The 21,482-nt window shown below is 38.0% G+C and carries 19 protein-coding genes; 3 read left to right on the top strand and 16 right to left on the bottom strand.

Annotated elements, in window-relative coordinates; genetic code table 11:
* Positions 1-50 precede the first annotated feature (50 nt).
* The 6 genes from IGI63_RS10150 to IGI63_RS10125 form a co-directional block, all read right to left on the bottom strand.
* Positions 51-1,502, bottom strand: coding sequence for a YfcC family protein (locus IGI63_RS10150; protein ID WP_429975752.1), 1,452 nt, complete (start codon positions 1,500-1,502; stop codon positions 51-53).
* Positions 1,503-1,549: 47 nt separating this feature from the next.
* Positions 1,550-2,242, bottom strand: a complete 693-nt coding sequence (locus tag IGI63_RS10145; RefSeq protein WP_429975751.1) for a Crp/Fnr family transcriptional regulator — start codon at positions 2,240-2,242, stop codon at positions 1,550-1,552.
* A gap of 24 nt (positions 2,243-2,266) precedes the next feature.
* The gene (gene arcC, locus IGI63_RS10140) at positions 2,267-3,199 is read right to left on the bottom strand and encodes a carbamate kinase (protein ID WP_429975750.1); all 933 of its coding nucleotides are present in this window, start codon (positions 3,197-3,199) and stop codon (positions 2,267-2,269) included.
* Between the two features lie 105 nt (positions 3,200-3,304).
* Positions 3,305-4,327 carry an ornithine carbamoyltransferase gene (gene argF, locus IGI63_RS10135; protein WP_160747730.1) on the bottom strand — a complete coding sequence of 341 codons (1,023 nt, stop codon included), beginning with the start codon at positions 4,325-4,327 and terminating at the stop codon, positions 3,305-3,307.
* A 25-nt stretch (positions 4,328-4,352) separates the two neighbouring features.
* Complete coding sequence (gene arcA, locus IGI63_RS10130) at positions 4,353-5,579, bottom strand: arginine deiminase (protein WP_002356129.1); 1,227 nt, start codon at positions 5,577-5,579, stop codon at positions 4,353-4,355.
* Between the two features lie 296 nt (positions 5,580-5,875).
* Positions 5,876-6,388: an arginine repressor gene (locus tag IGI63_RS10125; protein WP_002383454.1), complete on the bottom strand. Its 513-nt coding sequence runs from the start codon at positions 6,386-6,388 to the stop codon at positions 5,876-5,878.
* Positions 6,389-6,606: 218 nt separating this feature from the next.
* On the opposite strand from IGI63_RS10125, the gene IGI63_RS10120 reads away from it, so the two are divergent.
* Both IGI63_RS10120 and IGI63_RS10115 read left to right on the top strand, forming a co-directional pair.
* Complete coding sequence (locus IGI63_RS10120; RefSeq protein WP_002356125.1) at positions 6,607-7,086, top strand: arginine repressor; 480 nt, start codon at positions 6,607-6,609, stop codon at positions 7,084-7,086.
* Between the two features lie 130 nt (positions 7,087-7,216).
* Positions 7,217-8,167, top strand: a complete 951-nt coding sequence (locus IGI63_RS10115) for an alpha/beta hydrolase (protein ID WP_002396728.1) — start codon at positions 7,217-7,219, stop codon at positions 8,165-8,167.
* Positions 8,168-8,203: 36 nt separating this feature from the next.
* On the opposite strand, the gene serS is transcribed toward IGI63_RS10115, so the two are convergent.
* From serS to IGI63_RS10095, 4 genes are read right to left on the bottom strand one after another with little or no spacing between them, the layout of a single operon-like run.
* Complete coding sequence (serS, locus tag IGI63_RS10110) at positions 8,204-9,475, bottom strand: serine--tRNA ligase (RefSeq protein WP_172759355.1); 1,272 nt, start codon at positions 9,473-9,475, stop codon at positions 8,204-8,206.
* 26 nt (positions 9,476-9,501) lie between these two features.
* Positions 9,502-10,395, bottom strand: a complete 894-nt coding sequence (gene sdaAA / locus IGI63_RS10105; protein WP_002356122.1) for an L-serine ammonia-lyase, iron-sulfur-dependent, subunit alpha — start codon at positions 10,393-10,395, stop codon at positions 9,502-9,504.
* Positions 10,396-10,409: 14 nt separating this feature from the next.
* Positions 10,410-11,105 (bottom strand): L-serine ammonia-lyase, iron-sulfur-dependent subunit beta, encoded by a 696-nt coding sequence (sdaAB, locus tag IGI63_RS10100; protein ID WP_002392236.1) that lies wholly within the window; start codon positions 11,103-11,105, stop codon positions 10,410-10,412.
* Complete coding sequence (locus tag IGI63_RS10095) at positions 11,092-12,192, bottom strand: PTS sugar transporter subunit IIC (protein ID WP_002386389.1); 1,101 nt, start codon at positions 12,190-12,192, stop codon at positions 11,092-11,094. Before IGI63_RS10095 ends, sdaAB begins: the two co-directional genes overlap by 14 nt.
* 316 nt (positions 12,193-12,508) lie before the next feature.
* Between IGI63_RS10095 and IGI63_RS10090 the strand changes: the two genes are divergently transcribed.
* Positions 12,509-13,129 (top strand): helix-turn-helix transcriptional regulator, encoded by a 621-nt coding sequence (locus IGI63_RS10090; RefSeq protein ID WP_429975994.1) that lies wholly within the window; start codon positions 12,509-12,511, stop codon positions 13,127-13,129.
* Positions 13,130-13,187: 58 nt separating this feature from the next.
* On the opposite strand, the gene IGI63_RS10085 is transcribed toward IGI63_RS10090, so the two are convergent.
* The 6 genes from IGI63_RS10085 to IGI63_RS10060 all read right to left on the bottom strand — a co-directional run bounded on the left by IGI63_RS10085 (position 13,188) and on the right by IGI63_RS10060 (position 21,290).
* Complete coding sequence (locus IGI63_RS10085) at positions 13,188-13,973, bottom strand: hypothetical protein (RefSeq protein ID WP_429975749.1); 786 nt, start codon at positions 13,971-13,973, stop codon at positions 13,188-13,190.
* A 155-nt stretch (positions 13,974-14,128) separates the two neighbouring features.
* Positions 14,129-14,890: a formate/nitrite transporter family protein gene (locus IGI63_RS10080; RefSeq protein WP_002389593.1), complete on the bottom strand. Its 762-nt coding sequence runs from the start codon at positions 14,888-14,890 to the stop codon at positions 14,129-14,131.
* A gap of 176 nt (positions 14,891-15,066) precedes the next feature.
* The gene (locus IGI63_RS10075; protein WP_429975748.1) at positions 15,067-18,207 is read right to left on the bottom strand and encodes a glycosyl hydrolase family 28-related protein; all 3,141 of its coding nucleotides are present in this window, start codon (positions 18,205-18,207) and stop codon (positions 15,067-15,069) included.
* Positions 18,204-18,443, bottom strand: coding sequence for a hypothetical protein (locus tag IGI63_RS10070; protein WP_002356115.1), 240 nt, complete (start codon positions 18,441-18,443; stop codon positions 18,204-18,206). Before IGI63_RS10070 ends, IGI63_RS10075 begins: the two co-directional genes overlap by 4 nt.
* Before the next feature lie 344 nt (positions 18,444-18,787).
* Complete coding sequence (locus IGI63_RS10065) at positions 18,788-20,293, bottom strand: helix-turn-helix domain-containing protein (protein ID WP_429975747.1); 1,506 nt, start codon at positions 20,291-20,293, stop codon at positions 18,788-18,790.
* 82 nt (positions 20,294-20,375) lie between these two features.
* Positions 20,376-21,290, bottom strand: coding sequence for a diacylglycerol/lipid kinase family protein (locus tag IGI63_RS10060; protein WP_010818113.1), 915 nt, complete (start codon positions 21,288-21,290; stop codon positions 20,376-20,378).
* Between the last annotated feature and the right edge of the window lie 192 nt (positions 21,291-21,482).

Raw genomic sequence — 21,482 nt, 5'->3', positions numbered from 1 at the left:
TGCTTCTTCTTTTTTCCGAAAGCCGAAGCCCTAACATAAAAAATTTTTGATTAGCTAAAGAGTAACATCGCGCCAATTAAGATAATTAGGTTAATTAAGCCTAAGACAATCATTGGTTTGGCCATGAATTTTGTCCAAGTGGCATATTGAACTTTGGAAATTTCCAAACCACCCATTACGACACCAGATGTTGGCGTGATCAAATTAATCAAGCCACAACCTGAAGCAAAAATCATAACCATCACTTCTGGACTTAAACCAATGTTTTTAGCTAACGCACCCATTACAGGAATAGAAACGTACGCTAAACCAGAAGTTGAAGGAATTAGGAAAGATAAACCTAAGTATAAAACAAAGGCACCGATGACAAATAAGACTGGGGAGAGTCCTTGTAATAAGCCTGCCGCTTTATCAAGGATAAATGAATCTAAATACGTTTTAGACATCAAAACAGATGCCCCGCGAGCAACTACGATAATTAAAACAACGGATAACATATCTTTGGCACCGTCGATAAATGCTTCAATGGTTTCTTTTTCAGTAAAGCGACCAATCAAGGCAGCAATGATCCCTAAAAGGAAGAACCACATCGCTAAGTCGCCAAAGTACCAGTCACCGAAACTGTTGCCTGTTAAAACAGACGTCCAGCCTTTGAAAATCGTCACTCCAAAGTCGTTCCATGGAATTAAGGAAACAATCATAATGACAAAACAGAAAGCGAATACCATTAAGATTTTTTTATGACGATTCGTAAATGGCATTTCTTTCGACGCTGCTTGTCCATACGTTTTTTCCATATCCTCTTGTTCTTGTAAAGATAAAATTGTTGAACCTTTGTCCGCCTTCACTTTTTTCGCATAACGCATCACAATGAAAATAGAATAGCTAGTAGAGGCCGCCCACAAAATAGCACCGACAATTAAAATAATTCCTGTATTCGGCTGAATGCCAATACCTCGCAACGCATCCATCGCTACCCCTGTGGAGAAAGGGTTAACCGTTGAACCGATAACACCTGATCCTGCACCCAATAGCACAGTACCCACTGCGACAAACGTATCAAAACCAGCGGCGACCATGGTGGCACTCAATAAACCATAAAAAGGAATTGTTTCTTCTGCCATTCCATAAGTCGAACCACCAATAGAAAATAAAATCATTAAAATCGGAATGATTTTCAATTCGTTCCCTTTTAACTTTTTAACGACTGATTGAATCCCTGCTTCAAGAGCCCCAGTTTGTGTCACAATATTTAAAAAGCCACCGAGTACTAAAATAAAAATATTAATTTCAATGGCATCTTTAAACCCATTGAATGGAGCCATGATAATATCCGATAATTTGGCCCCTACCACGTGGTCAACCATTTTGCCATCAATTTCTATTGGGGTAAATGGCTGGCCATTTAGCAAGACCGTTACGATACCTAAAACAATTAAAATAATAAATAAAATACTAAAAGACGAAAGCTGTTTTTTGTTTTTCTTCTTTTTTTCTGCCATATCCTTTTATACAGGAACCTACTTTCCTGTATCTCCCTTCTCTATGATTAATTACTCAATCGATCAATAAAGAATGGCGTATCTAGAAAAGTTAAGAATTTATGACTGTAGCTAATACGGTTCATTTGGACTAATTTTTTCATAACACTGCTTGCTGTTTCCCGCGTAGTTCCACTCATCCGTGCAATGTCATTAATGGTAATTGGACAAGCAATTGCAACGCGTTCTCTGTTGTCAATTCGTTCTCCTAAATCATTTAATAACATCGCCAGTGATGTCACAATCCGTTCACATGCATCATTGGTTGTTCCTTTTTGGATTTTGATCATGCTTTCTTTTAAAAGGACCGATTGTTCTTGAATCCAATGAATCAATTGCTGGGGATTATTTTGGAGAAAACGCTCAAACAGTTTAACTGGCACAAACACAACCTCAATATCCGTATAGGCAATCGCGGAGTCGTAATGAACCTCATCTTGAAACAGTCCGATTCTCGGAAAAAGAACCTGCTTTTTCATAAAATGCAGATAGGAAAAATTACCACTGCGATCATTTTTTTCAATTTTAATGACACCTGAAACCAATAAAATCAAATGATTTCTCGGATCACCTGGATAAAAAAGGACTTGGCCTTTTTTATAGGAGCGAACGAAACTCTCGTTGCGCAATTCTGTTAGTTCTGATTCAGAAAAGTATTGAAAATCTTGATTATTTTTAGTGATTATTTTCTCTATCATCATCTTAATTCTCCTAAATACTATACTTTATTTTGTCACAACCGTTCCTACGATTTCATCGCCGCTCATACTTCCTAAGTTTTCCAAAGAAGTGATAATTGCTTGTTTATTGAGTTGGCTTTCTACAAACTGAATGGCGGCTTCAATTTTCGGTAACATACTACCTGGTGCAAAATGACCCGCTTGTTTGTATTCTTCCAACTCTGCTACAGTGACATTGGTTAATTGTTTTTCATCTGGTTTGCCATAATTAATGCACACATAATCCACGCCAGTTAAAATAACTAGTGCATCCGCATCCACTAATTCTGCTAGTTTTTCAGAAGCAAAATCTTTATCGATTACTGCTTCGACACCTTTTAATTCTTGTCCTACGACAGGGATGCCGCCACCACCACATGAAATGGTAATTATATCATTTTTTATTAAGGTATTAATAGTCTCAGCCTCGTGGATGTCAATTGGCTTAGGACTTGGAACGACTTTGCGCCAGCCACGTCCTGCATCTTCTTTAAAAATAGCACCTGCTTGCATTGCTTCTTTGGCTTCAGCTTCTGTTAAAAATGGACCGATCGGTTTTGTTGGATTTTTGAATGCCTCATCTGCTGGATCTACGACCACCTGTGTTAAAACAGTAGCCACTTGTTTCTTGATTCCTGCTTTGTTTAATTCTTGATTAAGCGCATTGGACAACCAGTAGCCGATACTTCCTTGTGTCATAGCAACACACGTATCTAGCGGCATCGCTGGATTTTTTTCAGAATCAGCTGCTTGTTGTTGCAATAATAGATTTCCAACTTGTGGACCATTGCCATGTGAAACAATCAACCGATGCCCTTGTTTAATTAAATGAACTAAATAGGCAGATGTTTGAACTAATGCTTGCTGTTGTGCGTGTGCGCTAGCATCATTTGAAAGGATGGCATTTCCGCCTAGTGCAACGACCATTTTTTTCCCCATTACAAATCCTTCTTTCCTATCATAATAAAGAATAGGCCGCCCTTCAAAAGAAACTCTTAAAGGGCGAAACAACTATTCTTTTTTCAATGTTTTTTCAGTTGCTTCCTACACACGAGGAATGAATAAGTTGCCTAAAGTAGCTGCCATGATCGCTTTAATAGAATGCATTCTGTTTTCTGCTTCTTCAAATTGACGACCATATTTACTACGGAAGACTTCATCCGTGATTTCCATTTCAGTAATGCCGAATTTTTCAGCAACCATTTCTCCGTATTGTGTTTTCGTATCATGAAAGGCTGGCAAACAGTGTAATACGATTAAATCGCCATCCATGTTTTCGGTTTTTTCTAACATAGCCATATTAATTTGATAAGGTTTCAACAGATTGACACGTTCTTCAAATTTATCTTCTTCACCCATGGACACCCAAACGTCTGTATATAACACGTTGGCTCCTTTAACACCTTTAGCAACGTCGTCTGTAATCATTAATTCTGCACCAGATTCTTTCGCAAATTCTTTTGCATAATTAACGACTTCATCAGAAGGGAACAATTCTTTTGGTGCACAAATGCGAACATTTACGCCTAAAATAGCACCTGTCACTAACAAGCTGTTTGCCATGTTGTTACGGCCATCGCCGACATATACTAAAGTGATTCCTTCTAAACGACCAAAGTTTTCTTTCACTGTCATAAAGTCCGCAATCATTTGTGTTGGGTGCCATTGATCCGTTAAACCATTCCAAACAGGAACACCAGAATATTTCGCTAAATCTTCCACTACTTCTTGACTAAACCCACGGAACTCAATCCCGTCAAACATACTACCTAAAACAATCGCTGTATCTTCAACAGATTCTTTTTTACCTAATTGAATATCGTTGGCGCCTAAATACTCAGGATGTGCCCCTAAATCAATCGCTGCTGTAGTAAATGCAGAGCGTGTCCGTGTCGAAGTTTTTTCAAATAAAAGAGCGATATTTTTTCCTTCTAAATAGTGATGTGGAATCCCTTTTTTCTTCAATTCTTTTAAGTGAATACTGAAGTCTACCAAATACTCTAATTCTGCTCTTGTAAAATCTTTTTCTGCTAATAAACTACGTCCTTGAAATACTGAATTCATGATGATTCCTCCTATTTTTGGGTGTTTTTTAAAGATCTTCACGGTAAAGTGGCATACTCATACAACGAGGGCCACCACGGCCACGTACTAGTTCACTTCCTGGAATGTAATTCAATTTCACGCCTGCTTCTTCTAGCGCTTTATTCGTAATCGTATTCCGATCGTAAACAACAACTTCCCCAGGGGCAATTGCTAATGTATTTGAACCGTCGTTCCATTGTTCACGGGCTGCTGCGGTTAAATTTCCAGCACCGCAACGGATTAATTGAACATTGTCTAAATGCAAGTATTTGCATAAAATGTTATCTAATGTATCTTTTTCTTTTGTAATTTGGATGTCTCCATCTGCTTTTTCAGTGATCGAGTAAACAACCAAGCCGCCTTCGATTTCTGGATGAATCGTAAATTTATCATAGTCAATCATGGTAAAAACGGTATCTAAATGCATGAATTTACGATGTTCACCGATATCAAAAGCCAAGATATTTTTGAATCCTAATTTTTGTTCAAAAATATTTCTCGCAATTTTTTCAATTGACGCGGCATCCGTTCTTTGAGAAATCCCAATGGCCACCACTTCTTTTGAAAGAATTAATTCATCGCCACCTTCAATTCTGGTTGATTCTGAACGATCATAGACTCTAGGAACCTCTTTTCCAGCAAAACGAGGATGATAATCAAAAATGTATTGCCCAAAAATAGTTTCCCGTTGTCGAGTTACTGAATACATATGATTTAAAGAAATCCCGTGGCCCATTGTCGCAAAGTTATCACGCGTGAAGTATAAGTTAGGCATTGGATCAATAATGAATGGATAATCCGCTTCAACCATATCTGTTAAAAATTCTTGCTCATATTTAGGTAATTCTTGTTTTTGAATGCCAGCAATCGCTTTTTGAATCAGTTCTTCGTTGTCGTCAATTTCTAACATTAACTCTCTAACTTTTTCTTTTGCTGATTCACTGCGAATATTGGCTTCTTCTAAGAATTGGTCAATAAATTGTCGGCGGACCTCTTCATTAATCAACGCTTCAGCAGCTAAGTCCTCTAAATAGACCACTTCGATATCTTTTGATCGTAACAACTCTGCAAATGCATCATGTTCTGCTTGTGCTTTTTCTAAAAACGGAATATCATCAAACAACAGTCTCTCCAGATAATCTGGCATTAAATTTTCTAATTCCTTACCTGGACGATGTAACATCACTGTTTTCAATTTCCCGATTTCAGAAAATACATTAATTGGATGACTCATGTGAAATAACCTCCTCAACTTAATTACAAACACAGAATAACAGACCTGATTAACCTAGGACGTGAGCCATTTGCCAAACAAAATACCAAATATACAACGGTATTCTTTCTTATGCATATTTTCAACCTAAAAGAATGCGCTTTCATAGATATTCTAAAAAAATAATGCATAATTAAATAAAAAAAAATGCATTTATTCAAAAAAAATTATTTCTCCATGCATTTCATAAAGTTATAATCTTATAGATGTAAAAGGAAGGGAGCCAGAAGTCAAAACGACTTCTGGCTCCCTTCCTTTTATGCGTTACTTTTTGACAAAGGTGTTGGCTGAATAAATTGTTGAAAATACTGCTCTAGTTCTTGTGCTTTTTCCTCGGATGATGAAACAATAATAACAGTGTCGAAGCCAGCGACAGAACATTTCTTTTCACACAAAGACACTTCATCAAGTACAGCTGAAAACAATGTTGCGTTGTCTGGTAATGTATGAACCACTAGTAAAAAGGCGACACGTTCAACTTTGGTCACTACCTCACGAATTGCTTGTATCAACTGTTCTTTTTTTCGTTCTTCTAAAGAAGTGAATTGTTCAAAAATCGTTAACCGCATCTCGCCAGACTCATCCAATGCTTTGACGACTTTTAATTCCCATAAATCCCGTGAAATCGTTGCTTGTGCGACATTTATCTCGCGCTTTTTTAATTCTCTTAACAACTCATTTTGACTATGAATTACAGTTGTTTGAATGATTTTTTTAATCAAACTTTGGCGTGTTTGCTTATTCACAAATAACACCCTTCCTCCAGACATTTACAAAGCAATACTAGCAGAATCTCTCTAATTAGAATAGAAAAAGGGTCGTTTAGCTAAAAGGTTCTCATTGATTTTGTCGGATATTTCGCATTCAAAAAAGTGAGACTTGCACAATTTAGTAAAACGTTGTACAGTGATTTTAGGGAATTACTGGCACCGTTTTAAATAACAGCAATGATGTTTTTTTGCATGATTAACTGAACTGGAGGAAAGTAATGAACCGATTAAAACGCCAAACGATGATTAAGCGATTGGTCACAGAAAATGAAATCCATACACAAAGTGAATTACTAGCATTATTGGAAAAAGAAAATATTCACACCACACAAGCAACTATTTCTCGTGACATTCGTGAGCTGAATTTAAACAAAGTAGACAATGGTCAAGGAGAAGCCTATTATCGTATCTTGAATAATTCTGCCCTTCGTCCAAAATATAAAACAGATGAAGAACGTCTTGTTGACATTATTATTGAAACTGGTGTTTCTTTAACACAAATAGAGTTCACAAATCTTTTAACCGTCTTACCTGGCAACGGGCAAGCCATTGGGGTTTTAATTGATCGCATACGTATCCACAACCCTCATATCTTGGGCTGCATCGCTGGGGATGATACCATCTTAATTCTTTCAAAAAATAAAGAAGATGCCCTTGAAGTTAACAACTATTTCCAGCAGTATTTGTACCACCCATAATTCATCACTTAGTAAAATCGACTATTTTTTGACATCATTGCTATTTTTATTAAAGATAAATAAAAAAAGGCGTCTCAGTGAAAGCTGAGGCGTTTTCTCATGAGTTTTTCTTTTGAACACCGTCTTTTTTTTGTATAATAATCAAAAAGCAAAGAAAGGGTTTCTTATGACTGAACAATTCATACTCACTTCAAACGATCAACAAACTCAGCTCAATGTACGTCATTGGCCCTGCCCTTCACCCAAAGCCGTAGTTCAATTGATTCACGGCATGGCAGAGCATATCCAACGTTATGATGAATTTGCTCGTTTTTTAAATCAATTAGGGTTTGCCGTAATTGGTCATGATCATCTAGGTCATGGCGAATCTGTACAACCAAGCGCACCAATCTATGGTTTTTTTGGAGAACAAGGGCCTGAAAATGTCGTTACAGATATTCATCAAGTGAAACAATGGGCTGTGAATCGCTATCCACAATTGCCCTATTTTATGATGGGTCACAGCATGGGGTCTTTCGCCTTGCGCAACTATCTGCAAGACTATCCTGTGACTATGCAAGGAGTCATTTTCATGGGTACTGGAACAAGTCCGTTACCTTTAACCGCCGCATTGCCTTTTATTAAAAAAATGGCCGAGAAACAGCCGAAAAAACCAGCTCCGTTCATTGACAAGCTGGCATTTGGTTCTTTTAGCAAAAAATTTCCTGAAGCAAGTTCCTTTAATTGGCTTTCTAAAAATCAAGCCAATGTGGCTGACTATGAAAATGACCCATTAATGGGCTTCGTATTTACCAATAATGGTTTTGCTACCCTTTTTTCGCTTGTTAAACGAGCAAATCAAAGGAATTGGTACCAAGCGATCCCAAAAGAATTGCCTATTTTAATCATTAGTGGCGCTGAAGACCCAGTTGGTGATTTCAGCAAGGGGCCAGCGAAAATTCAAAAGCAATTAAAGCATGCAGGTTTTCAACACGTGACGTTACGACTATTTCCCACATTGCGTCATGAAATTTTATTAGAAACGGAAAAAGCTACAGTTTTTCAAGAAATTGGGCATTGGTTAACGGATTTAACGAATTAAAAAAGAAGGTTGATGTCACAACATCAACCTTCTTTTTTAATCTATTTTCGTTAAACCGCCCATATAAGGACGTAGAACTTCTGGAATCGTTACGGTGCCATCTTCATTTTGATAATTTTCCAAAATGGCAGCCACTGTTCGACCAACAGCAAGCCCTGACCCATTAAGAGTGTGGGCATATTGAACATGACCCGTTTTATCACGATAACGAATCAACGCCCGACGTGCTTGGAAGTCTTCACAGTTTGAACAAGAACTAATTTCTCGATACGTTTTCTGTGCCGGAATCCAAACTTCTAAATCATAGGTTTTCGCTGCCGAGAAGCCCATGTCACCTGTCGAAAGAATAATCACTCGATAAGGGAGGCCCAATTTTTCTAAAATGTCTCCAGCATTATTGGTCATTTTTTCTAATTCTTCATAGGAGTGTTCTGCATCACTAAATTTAACCATTTCTACTTTATGGAACTGGTGTAAACGAATTAATCCTCGGGTATCACGGCCTGCGCTACCCGCTTCCGAGCGAAAAGAAGGACTTAAAGCAGTAAAATAAATCGGTAACTCTTGCGCCTCTAAAATTTCATTATTATAGTAGTTAGTTAACGGGACTTCCGCTGTGGGGATCAGCGTCAAATCACTTTCTGCAACTTGGAAGACATCTTCTTTGAACTTAGGAAACTGACCGGTGCCAAACATTGCTTTGCTATTGACCAAATAAGGAGGAATCACCTCGGTATAACCATGTTCATTAACATGTTGATCTAACATAAAATTATAGACCGCTCGTTCTAAACGAGCCCCTAAGCCTTTGTAATAAAGAAAACGGCTACCAGATACTTTCGCGCCTCTTTCAAAATCTAAAATTCCTAAGGCTTCACCGATTTCCCAATGTGGTTTCGGTTCAAATGAAAAAGTTTTCGGCGTACTCCACCGCCGAACTTCTACGTTGGCGGCTTCGTCTGCGCCAACAGGCACGCTCTCATGAGGTAAGTTAGGCAGACGTTCTGCAATTGCTGTGCATTGTTCTTGCAAATGAACAACTTCTTGGTCTAAAACTTTAATTTGCTCGCTAACTTCTTGCATATTTAGCAACTGTTGTGAAGCATCTTTTTGTGCACGCTTTAATTGTGCAATTTCTCCTGATACCTGATTACGGTGTTTTTTCAGTTCTTCAACTTTAACAAGTAACGCTCTTCGTTCTTCATCTAAAGCCAAAAAGCGTAATAAAACTTCCTCGTCCACACCACGTGTTTTTAACTTTTTCTGTACCACTTCTACATTTTGGCGAATTTTTTTCATATCCAGCATCTTATTTCCCTCTTCATGATTAAATTTTAAACAATGGTGAATTTTACTTTTTCAAAAATTTCATTCTTCATTCGTTGGCCAGTCGCTGTGCCAGCTAAGCCACCTAAACCCGTTTCTCTCAATTCTCGTGGTAATTGACGGCCGACTTTATTCATGGCTTCCACCACTTCATCTGCTGGTATTTTATTTACAATTCCAGCTAAAGCCATATCTGCAGCGATTAACGCATTGCCTGCACCTACTGTATTTCGTTTGACACAAGGAATTTCGACTAACCCAGCCACTGGGTCACAAACTAAACCTAATAAATTCCCTAAAGCCATAGCAAAAGCTTCAGAAGATTGGCGTGGTGTTCCGCCAGCCGCTTCAACAGCTGCAGCGGCGGCCATCGCTGAAGCACTGCCTACTTCGGCTTGACATCCACCAACAGCACCAGCAATCATCGCATTGTTGGCTGTGACCATTCCAAATAAAGAACTGGTAAACAAGAAACGAATTTGTTGATCACGCGTTAAATTCAAGGTATTTTTAATCGCTGTTAAAACCCCTGGTAAGGTGCCACTTGCACCAGCGGTTGGCGTTGCGCAAACAACGCCCATTGCTGCATTGACTTCATTAGTACCTAGTGCGGCTTGAACTGCAGACATCATTAAATCACCTGATAACGTTTTGCCAGCTGCGCGGTATTTTTTTAAACGAGCCGCATCACCGCCCGTTAACCCAGTAGGAGAAAAAACGCCTGCTCCTTCTTGCGAGCGTTTGACAGCAGCATCCATGACATCCAAATTTTGACCCATCTGTGTCCAAATTTCTTCATAGCTTTTTTGGCTACGCTCCATTTCTTGCTCAATCATCAAATCAGAGATTTTTTTTCCTGTTTTTTCAGCTTTATCGATAAATTCTTCAATCGAAAGGTACATATGTCAAACTCCTATCATAATAAGATTATTTTCGATGTGTCATCTAGTGAAAACAGTTGTTCTTTCACCGAGGAAATTGGTGCCGAATCTAAGTCAAAGATGAATAAAATTTGATCCCCTTCCACATAACGAGACACCGCATTCACTTGAATATTATTTTTTTGTAACGTATCTTTAAAAGCTTGCATCGCCTGCTCTTCTTGATTAATGACTAACAAAATAGGTAAAGGACCATGTAGTTGGACATTGAAACCGTCTAATTCAATGTATTTCACCTCGATAGTGCCGCCACCTACAGAAATTCCTGTTAAATGAATTTCGTGCGTTGCATCACTGAGTGTCACACATGCTGTATTAGCATGCTTCACTGGACTTTCTTCACTCATTTCTAAAAATTGAATCTCAATTCCTTGTTCTTCCGCAAGTTCAATGGATTGTGTTACGTTGGCATCATCTGCTGCTAGTCCAAGAATTCCGCCAATAATTGCAAAATCAGTCCCATGTCCTTTATGCGTGTCTGCAAAAGATTCATAGTATTTAATCACAATTTTTTCTGGTGTTCCGCCGAATAACTTTCTTGCCGCTAAGCCAATTGCTAAGGCCCCAGCTGTATGCGAACTAGAAGGACCAATCATAATAGGACCAATAATGTCAAAACAACTTTTGTAGTTCATTACTTTGTTCACTTTTTTAGGTTTATTGATGGCCATAGCTGTGTTCATACGTAACTCCTCCTTTGGTTTTTACTGCTTCTTTTTCACTGGTTACTTCCGTCGTTCCTTCAAATTCTGGTGTATTATCCACCGCTTCAATTCTGTAACGTTTAAAGACCAGCGCACCTAAAAATCCAAACATCAGACTGACCACTGTGATAATCGCTACTGCTAGTAAAGTCGTTTGAATGGCATTGTTACCTAATGTCACAAGTAAACCAGCCCACGGTGTTGCCATTCCTGTCACAGGTACTTTTAAGCCAAAGAAAGTCACTACAATACCACTAACCATTCCTGAAAATAAATTCGTTGCGTAAATAGGTATTGGATTGGAGCTGATGATATCGACTTGTGTTAATGGCTCAATTGCCACAGCTAACGGGGTTGAAGCTGTGCCTAGTTTTAACTTTTTAAATAGCGCCGCATTGACAATGGAACTGCCGTAACAAGTCAACGCACCGACAGCCATTGGTACACCAGTCAAACCAATCAAGGCAGTTAAAACCATTGAACTTAACGGTGTCATACCAACAATCGGGATAATAGCACCTAAAATTGCGCCCATCACATATGGATTGCCATCTACTGCACTTAAAATCGTGCCCCCAATAACTTCTAGGACACCTAATACAACGGGTTGAATAAAACCAGCAACTAACGAAGCAGCGACTGGAATGACTAAAATAACGACTAATAAGTCAATCCCTTCTGGAATACGTTTTTGCATCTGCTCAACAACAAAAGATAAAAGATACGCGGTAATAAAAGCTGGTAACAAGCTGACTTTAATCAATGACAGACCTAAAATAATTGAAAAAACTGGACTAATCCCGAAAGCAAGCGGCACAAGAGCTCCAGCTGCTAAACCACCTAGACTACCCATAGTTTCACCAATTTGCGACACATAATCTAAATGAAAAACGCCGCCTACTGCATACCGCAAAAACGCCTCTGGTAGAAAGGTGGCACAAGCTGCACCAGACAAAGCACTTAAAGATTTTTTCCCTCGCGGTGCTTTAAAAGAGAATAGGGACATGCCACATAAAACTAAGACTAACATCAAGATTCCTGATAACGTTTTCATTTCTTTGCCTCCAACTATATTTTTTTATAACGGATGGTACTCCTGAATAAAATTTTTATTGCTCAACAAGTGAAAGAATGAACGAGCATTCCGATGAACTAAAGTACAATGAGTAACAAAAATTTCATTCCACATTCAGAGTATACGACTAAACAAAAGTTTAGTCAATGTATTTTTTTAACGTAAAGAATCTTATTGCTTTTCCATTAAAAAAGTATTACACTAAAATTAATTTCAGTGTAGGGGAGGATATCACTTGGAGTCATATTTACGTTTAAGTGAAGTAGATAAACAAATCTTACATTCACATGCCTTAATGCTTGATGGATTAGGGAACTTCTTTGGTAGTACCCATGAAGTCATTCTTCATAGTTTAGAAAATTTGGAAAGTTCAGCTATCAAAGTCATCAATGGCCATTTCAGTAACCGCAAGGAAGGTGCCCCCATTACTGATATGGCGTTAAAAATGTTAAGTCAAGTAGAGTCGGAACATGATTACGCTGTGAAACCCTACTACAATAAAAATCAAAAAGGGGTTATTTTAAAATCTTCCACCATTCCAATTATCGGTGAAAATGATCGTATTATTGGATTGATCTGTATCAATATGCATTTAGAAATGCCATTAATTGATTACTTGCAAGACTTATTACCTTCAGGACAACAAAATGATATGTCCCAAGAGCTTAAAAATTCTGAACATTTTTCTGACAATATTGACGAATTAATCACTACTTCACTGACAAAAGTAAAACAAGCAGTAGAAAGCGATCCAAATGTATCACATTTGAATCAAAATAAAGAAATTGTTATTCGTTTATATGATCAAGGAATTTTTAATCTCAAAGATTCTGTCATAAAGATTGCCGATCGATTAGGTATTTCAAAAAATACCATCTATTTACATATCCGCAATCATAAAAAAGAAGAAGCTTAAAACATCAAAGCCACCAACGCTAACTAGCGTTGGTGGCTTTGATCACTTCTCTTCTATTTTAATTTGGTAAATCAAACAAGTAAGGTGTCCCTATTTCTCCATTTAACGTAACATCTAAGCGATTTTTTGTGCTGGGAACTAAATTACTGGCTGTGAAATTCCCTTGGGCATCCGCAGTAAAACTTGCTAAAATCACCCGCGCATCATCTGCACGTGACACTAAAATAGTTGCATTCGGTGCTGTTTTACCAGAAATTGTCCCTTGTTTCGGATCAATCGTAATATTGCTAAAAGAAAGCGCTGCTTCTTGTCCTGAACTTGGAATATCAATTTGGACAGGTGCACTATTCCGTTGATCAACGGTTGCGATTAATTGAGTAGTCGCTCCCGCTCTGGGACTAATTACTGTAAAATTGCCATTGGCATCCGCATAAAAAACACCTGCTTGTGTAGAAGCATCACCGACTACCGTTGCTGTAATGGTTGCATTAGGTAATGTAGTACCATTAATTTCATTTCTTTCAGGATTGAAAACAACATTGGTAATTGTAATGTTTGTATCAGGTGCTTGGTTTTGAGGGACTTCATTCGTTTCATCAGTTCCTGCAGAAGGCTGCGTGGCATTTTCTGACGGATTTTCCCCTGTCACATTAGAATTTTGACCCGTGACAGACGAATGACTACTTTTCATTTCTTGTTGACTAGAGGATTTCTGCGTGGCTTTCTTTGTTTCTTGCTTTGGCTTAGAATCATTTGTGCTTGCTGTTTTTTTGTTTCCACATCCTGCTAGACTTAAAGACAATACACTGAACGTTAACATACTGAACAAAGCAATTTTTTTCATTTTTCGTTACCTCCAGAAATCTTTTTGTAACATTAATGTAACATTGTTTTAAAAATCTAGCAATAATTTTTCAACCGTTTTCCTTTTTGTTTAAAAAGAAAAAACCTGCACAAAGGCATTTAGCCTTTGTGTAGGTTTTTATCTGCTAAATGGATTTAATGTTTGCGATAGCTTAAATAATAAAAGCCAGAAACAAAAATGGCACCACCAATGATATTACCTAAATAAACAAAAATAAAATTACGGAAAAAGTCTCCCCACTGAACGCCGCCTTCAAAAATTGCGGCTGGAATGATGAATGCATTCGCCACACTATGCTGAAAGCCAATTGCAACAAAAATCATTACTGGAAACCAGATGCCTAATAGTTTCCCCGCTGCATCTTTCGCACCATAACAAAGCCATAAGGCCAGACCTACGAACCAGTTACAGCCAATACCTGAAATAATTGCTTGAAGCCAAGTTGCTGCAACTTTATGTTCTGCAAGAGAAAGAACCTGATTTAAATAGGCACCGCTACTGGTTAAACCTAAATAATGGCCAAAAAAATAGGCAACAAATAGGGCGCCAACCATATTTGCCAATGTAATTGTGACCCAGTTCACGAGTAATTCTCTGAAAGAGACCTTTTTAGCAAACCAAGCCGTACTCACCGCCATCATATTTCCTGTGATTAACTCACCACCAGCCATTAAAATAACAATTAGACCAATTGGGAAAACCGCAGCTCCCACTAAAGCTTGAACACTGGCTAAATCTGCTGGAATAGAGGCGGAAACACGCACATAAGCCAAATAGCCGAGGGAAATCATAGCCCCGCCGATAAATCCTAAAATGAGTTTTGCTACCAAAGGCTTTTGAATTTTTTTCTGACCATTTTCAATACTAATACTTAAAATTTCATCTGGTGTATACAAACATTTCACTTCCTTTGTTTTTTGTCCTCCTTTACTTTACCCTTATATCACAGAATTTCAAGTACTTTTGTGTATTTTTTCACTAAAAACTGTAGTTCTTTTAATTTTATATGAAAACATCCTGAAACAAGTCCTATTTCTTGTTTCAGGATGTTTACTTATCCGTTTTTAAAGAGTTATCTTTTCACTTTAAAACAATAGGTTGCTATGGCTAACGATAAAAAGCTCAGGCCTAGGAAGCTCCCAACTGCTGAAGATTGTTCCCCTGTTTTGGGGAATTTTTTCTTGGCAATTTTGGTCGTATTATCCGCTTTTTTGACTGTTCCTGACGATTCTTGATTCGTCTGTATCTGTTTAGTTGCTTGGTTTTCTGCTACTGATTCCTTTGTTTTACTAGCCTTGGCAGAGGGCTTTGAATTACTTTGAGCGTCATTAGGATCTTGATTAGACTCTACCACGTAAATGACAGAATTCTGGCCTTTGCTTTGACTGTTTTCGTTTACAGGGCTTGGGGTGCTACTCTCACTTGTACTGTTGGTTGCGCTGGTCGTACTTAAAGCACTGCTTTCGCTGGTACTACTTGTTTTACTGGTTGTACTTGGTGTGTTGCTTTCATTCGTATTGCTTGTTTCACTTGGCGTGCTTGAGGTACTACTTTCGCTAGTATTACTGCTCTCACTTGTCGTACTTGAGGTGCTGCTTTCGCTGGTATTACTGGTTTCGCTAGTTGTACTTGGCGTGCTGCTTTCGCTGGTATTACTGGTTTCACTTGTCGTGCTTGAGGTGCTGCTTTCGCTGGTACTACTGCTTTCACTTGTCGTGCTTGAGGTACTACTTTCGCTGGTATTACTGGTTTCGCTAGTTGTACTTGGTGTGTTGCTTTCATTTGTATTGCTTGTTTCACTTGTCGTGCTTGAGGTGCTACTTTCGCTTGTATTACTGGTTTTACTGGTTGTACTTGGTGTATTGCTTTCATTTGTATTGCTTGTTTCACTTGTTGTACTTGAGGTGCTGCTTTCGCTTGTATTACTGGTTTCACTGGTTGTGCTTGAGGTGCTGCTTTCGCTTGTGTTACTAGTTGTCTCTGTTGATTTTTCAACTAACAGAAGTAACGCCGTTTTTATGGTTTGTGTTAATTGGTTAATACGCTTTTGTGCATCTGCAGGCGTTTTAAAGCCACCAAGTATTGGCTCTAATAATTCTTCATCTGACCAAGCAAGCAGTTGTTGTAACTGCTTAGAGCTTCCTTCGCCAGTTGTTGTATCTATTAAGGCTTCTTGCATGGCTTGCCAAGAGTCTGTGGTATATACAGATTCGTCTAATTTATGAACGCTTGCCAGTTCATTTTCTGCTTCTGTACGCTCTAGCGTGATATCGGCTTTTTTGACTAATACTTTCATTGCAGATTGCAAATTACTTGTTAACTGATCCACTTGCTCTTGGGTTTTGTCCTGACTCTCCTGACCTTCTGCTAACAATTGTGTCGCCTGCTGATAATAGGAAGGAACAATTGTTTTAGGCCCAATGGCAGTGAATAGCTGCCAAGAGTAAACTGTATATTGGTTTGCTTCACCAATCGAAGCATAAACGGTTTGTAGCTGGGACAAATCAAGCTTTTTTGCAGGGGCCTCTACCGTCACCGGTACGTTCACTGTTACCAATGACCCTGTTTCATAAGTTAATTGAACAGTCACTTTTTGTTGGCCGATTTCATTTAAGACCTCTGGATTGACGATTTTAGCGGCTGGGACTGCTTCATCCGCGTCATTTGTATTAGCAACCAGTTGCTGCGGATCGATTGATTGTCCTTGCACAATCGTTGTAGCCACAGGGGTTGCTAAAGTATTTCTAACCGGAATTGGCGTATTTTTATATTGCTCATAAAGCGTTGGTGAAATTAATGATTCCCATGTTGCTGGCATTAAGCGATAGTCCGCCTCTGTCCAATTTTCTACCAATAATTGGCCGTTTTTAAGGCCATCATCTCGAGTATTGTCTTTCACAAAACTCGTTTCTGGTCGGAAACCACCGCCACTAGCGATTAACAATTCCCGACGTCGGTTTTGCGGAATATTATGGTAGTTAACAAACTGATTGTTGATAAATACGCCATTGAACACATTGTTATTTCCTGTATGTCGATTGTATTCCATTCCAATTGCATATTGATTGTTCCAATACTTCCAATCAAAAATGTTATTAGCCACTAGCCAGTTGGATAATTCTGAAATAGCACCCTCTGCTTGCGTTTCTGCCAAACCAATCTCTGGTGTTCCATACATAATGAGGCCTGTATTTCGCAAATAATTATTCATAATCGTAATATTACGGCCTGATTTAAACTTAAATCCGCCAGCTGGACCATTTTGTAGTCCACGTAAGTGATTCCCCACCACCGTGATATTTTGGGCACCACGGAAATAAATCGCATGATCGCCACCTAAGCCGTTTAAGTTTTCATTGTCATAGGGTGAATAGAAAAAATTATGTTGGACAGTTACATCCTTCAACATATTAAAAGAATTAACCCCGGTGGATAGATAATTTTGTTCATTAGGTACTGAAATAGCACCTGCTTCAATGGCTGTTTGTAAACGTGTAATAGTTGCTGCTAAGTCTGAACGACTGGTGCTTTTAATCGCATCTAATTCCGTCACTTTTAACCCAAATAAATTGTCCACGATGTCTACATCTGACATATACTGGAAGCGACTTGGTGTTGAATAACCACCAATGTAAATCGCTCGGTTAAAATCAATCCCTGGCTGCATATGTGCTGTGTCTCGCATGAAAATATTACCTGAAATTTTAACGCCAATATCTGCATTTAAATTGACCACGAATCCTTTTAATGGATTATAAAAGATATTGTTTGCTAGCGTTAATTGATTCGTCAATTTTAAGGTCACATTGATGCCGTCAAAAGCAATATTTTGAAGTCGTACATTGGTTTTCGTCCCGTACGTTGTGTCTGTTAGTTGAATCGGTGTACCTGTAGCATTATGTAAAATAGTGGCTCCTGTTGTATCGCCAATTAATTGATAATTTGAAGAAATCGCAATATCTTTTGACAGAGCATAACTTCCCTGTGGTAAAAATAATGCCCGTCCTTCCTTTGCTGTCTGACTCAGTAATGTCTGTAACTTATCTGTTTGATCCTCTGTGCTATTAGGTACCATCGCTTGCGCACCAAAAATTGTTGCATCTGTTGCATCAACTGGTTCAGCCGCTTCAGTCACCATTGGTAGACCAACCACCGTCAATAAACCAAATAGAAGAATAAGTATTGTTTTCTTCATGTGTTTTCCTCTTTTCATTCCGTTACTTCCAACGGCTTATTTTGTAAAAGTTGATACAGCGTAATAACACGACTGTCTTCGTATGCATAAATTTTTTTAAATTTTGGATTCATATGTAAGATACTTGTTACCTTTAACAAGTTTTGATTTGTGACTTCTAATTCTAAGGCCTCAACCAATTCCTTTAATCGAACACCGGCACTATTTTCTTCACAACTTAAGATTTCTTCAATTTGTTCCATCCGTTTTTTCATTCTATCCCGCCTTCCTTCCCTTGCTCTTTCTATTATATAGAAAAATTCTTGTGAGAACCCTCAATATTTTTTAACTGCCTGTTAAAAAAAGTAGTAGTTCCTTTACTATCAATAGCTAATCATCTATTATTTACGATAAAAAAAGCAAAAAAAGTACCTTTTTGACATAATTTTCAGAAGAATTGACGCAGTATTTATTAAAAAACAACGAGAAAACGTCAATAAGTAGGTGTTGATTACCTACTTATTGACGTTTTCTTCTTGTCTTTTTTTACTTTTTAGAAAAATTTTTTTACAATTTATCGGACATATACCTCAAAAAAGCCCATTTTTTTGATTTTTTATTAAAGTGACGTGGTTCTTTTCTCGTTAATTTTTACTATTTTTTGGTTCAAACGATTATATTGCTCAAACGTTAACTCACTTGAAAGTAAAAAGATCTCTGGATGGCCCGTTTCTACATCTGCCAAAGAAGTCACTAATAGTAAATCAATATTTTGCCATTCTTCTTTGCTTGCTTCACTGTATCGTAAGACTTCCAATGCATAAAACCGACGAAAATTATTTTCAATCGAAAGTTTCACCCGTTCTTCTTCCAGTACTGGCAAGCCTGATTTTAACCCTAAAACAATTTTTTGTTCACGATGAATTAAATCATTAGACAGCGCCAAAACACTAGAATAACGCAAAGCCAAAAATTCTTTATTTGTAAATAATTCATTGCCTGTTTGTTCGTAAAGTTGATTTAAGCCTTGGCTTAATTCTTCTAAAAGAACTGGATATTTTTCTTTAACTTTATTCCAAAAGACATTGTACATTTTCACATTTTGGACATAGTAAAGTTCGGCAAATAAATGTGTAGCAAACAAATAATAAAAAATTTGCGGACGAATTTTCTCCAATTGCGGCGTCATGTGTATTTCTTCTAATAAGAAATGTTGGACTAAATGAGTCAACATGTAAACAGGTGCTTCAGTCTCATCAAAATGCGCTAAAATTGCTTGTGCAGTGGCTTCGTCTTGATAAAATTGGTCATTGGCTAACAAGAAAAAGTACACAAAAGTTAAATCGTTTTTGTTAAGGAAAAGGGTTGTAGCTGTCATCTCTTCTATAAAGGCTTGGTAATGTTTATTACCTTCTAAATAAGTTTCTTGCTCGGCTGAAAGTCGATATTCGGCGCCTTGCGCACTACGGACTTTTGAGATAGCGACCATATATTTAACTCGGCGTATCACCGTTTCCGCAACTTCTACGTTGAAAAAAGCCATCATTTTTTGAACGGTTTGTGCGACTTCCGTTTCTTGTATATAGTCAAAAGGCCAAGTATCACGGATTAAGTCCATAAAAATAGTGTAAGCAAAATGGCGCAAATACGCTTCATTGCCTTCAATTTTCCAGGTGCTTTTATTAATCACTAACCCCAATGGCGCTAAAATTTCTGTAAACCCTTTAAGCAAGCGCCGAATCGTGGCATCACTGGTATGATATTTTGCTGTCGCTGGCACAATCCCATTAAATCGACCCCAGAATAAATCTTCCATTACTTGATAAGTTAAACTATCCCGAAAAATTGCTGTATAAAGTTTCTGGAACGCTTGGCTAGACGCCAATTTCAAGCGATAGCCATGCCCCTTTTCAAAAGCCAAAGAAGCATCATTATCCACAGCATAATACGTAATGTCATCTTTTAGAAGCTCTACGTATTTTTTGACTGATTTTTTGTTTAATTGTAATTCTTCTGCTAACTCATTGATGTAAATCCAGCCTTCATTAATTGGCAAGTTTCTTAAAATAATAATTTTAGAAACGACATCTGTATCGAATATATCAACATATTCATCCCATTTCACTGTTCACTCAACTGCCTCTCTTCTGTTCTATTGTACACAAAATGAGAAATCTATTCCACGAAAAAAATAACAGTTGTTTCTTTTATTCTTTCGTAGATGTGGACGTTTCAGGAACAAACACGTTGAGTCCCCCAGCTTCCACCGTTACTTTAATCGGTAAATTATCAGTAGGGTCGCCATCTGTTCGTGTTTGGACTTTCTTGTCTTTTTCGCCACTAATTTTAAATTGACTTCCAGAGAAATACACGACACCAGGAATTTCATTTAATTGTCCTCTGATAATTTTAGGTAAATAATAGACAAACTTGTAAAAAACTAACTTAGGTAAAATGATAATGTGGACTTCGCCGTCATCTGGCGTGGCATTGGCATCAAAATTGGTAAAGCCGCCAGCAGAATTCGTCATAGTCATCGTTAATAATTGGGCTTTGCCATGCCAACGTCTTTCATCGCCATCAATTTTTAGTTTGTATTTTTTCTTTTTCATTAATAAGCGGAAAAATTGCTTTGTAAAGGCTAAAGGACCATATTTTTGTTTCTCCTGTTGGGTCACATTTGCTGCTGTGTCCGCCAATAGTCCAATCGTTAAGGTCGAAATCATCACATCTTGATTTACCATTCCAAAGTCAACTGGCGTGGTCTGTCCTGCCAAAATAGTCTCAAAGGCGTCTTCTTCTTTCAAAGGAATACTTAACACACGTGCAAAATTATTGACTGTTCCACCTGGAATAATCCCTATTTGATAGTCACGAATGGTGTCTTTAAAATTTTGAACGGCATGATGAATGGTCCCGTCACCACCAATGACGACCAAGACACCCACTTGATTTTCTTTGGCATTTTTCCGCATTTCTTCAGGATCAATGTCTGGATTGGAAGGTTGCAAAATAACCGCTTCCCCTTTCGCTTCTGCAGCTTTTTTAAAGCGTTCTGCAATCTCTTTACTTTCACTACTTCCTGAAGTTTCGTTGTATAAAACCATCATCTTTTTCATCATTCTATCCTCATATCTCTAACTAAATTTCTTGCACATGTAAAGTGTACAATATTTTAGCCAAAATACCTAAAGATAGCATCGAAAAACAAAGGCTGAGGCACAAGCGGTTATCTCCAAGAACCCAGTAAGTTCTGTTCAAAGGGTAAACTGAGATGAAGGCTTACCTGAGAATGTCAATAAGAAGGAGCTACT

This window comes from Enterococcus sp. DIV0086 (assembly GCF_050498705.1).
In the GTDB taxonomy this organism is placed as follows: domain Bacteria; phylum Bacillota; class Bacilli; order Lactobacillales; family Enterococcaceae; genus Enterococcus; species Enterococcus faecalis.
The sequence above is the reverse complement of the archived record's forward strand: the minus strand, read 5'-3'. Positions and strand labels throughout refer to the sequence as shown.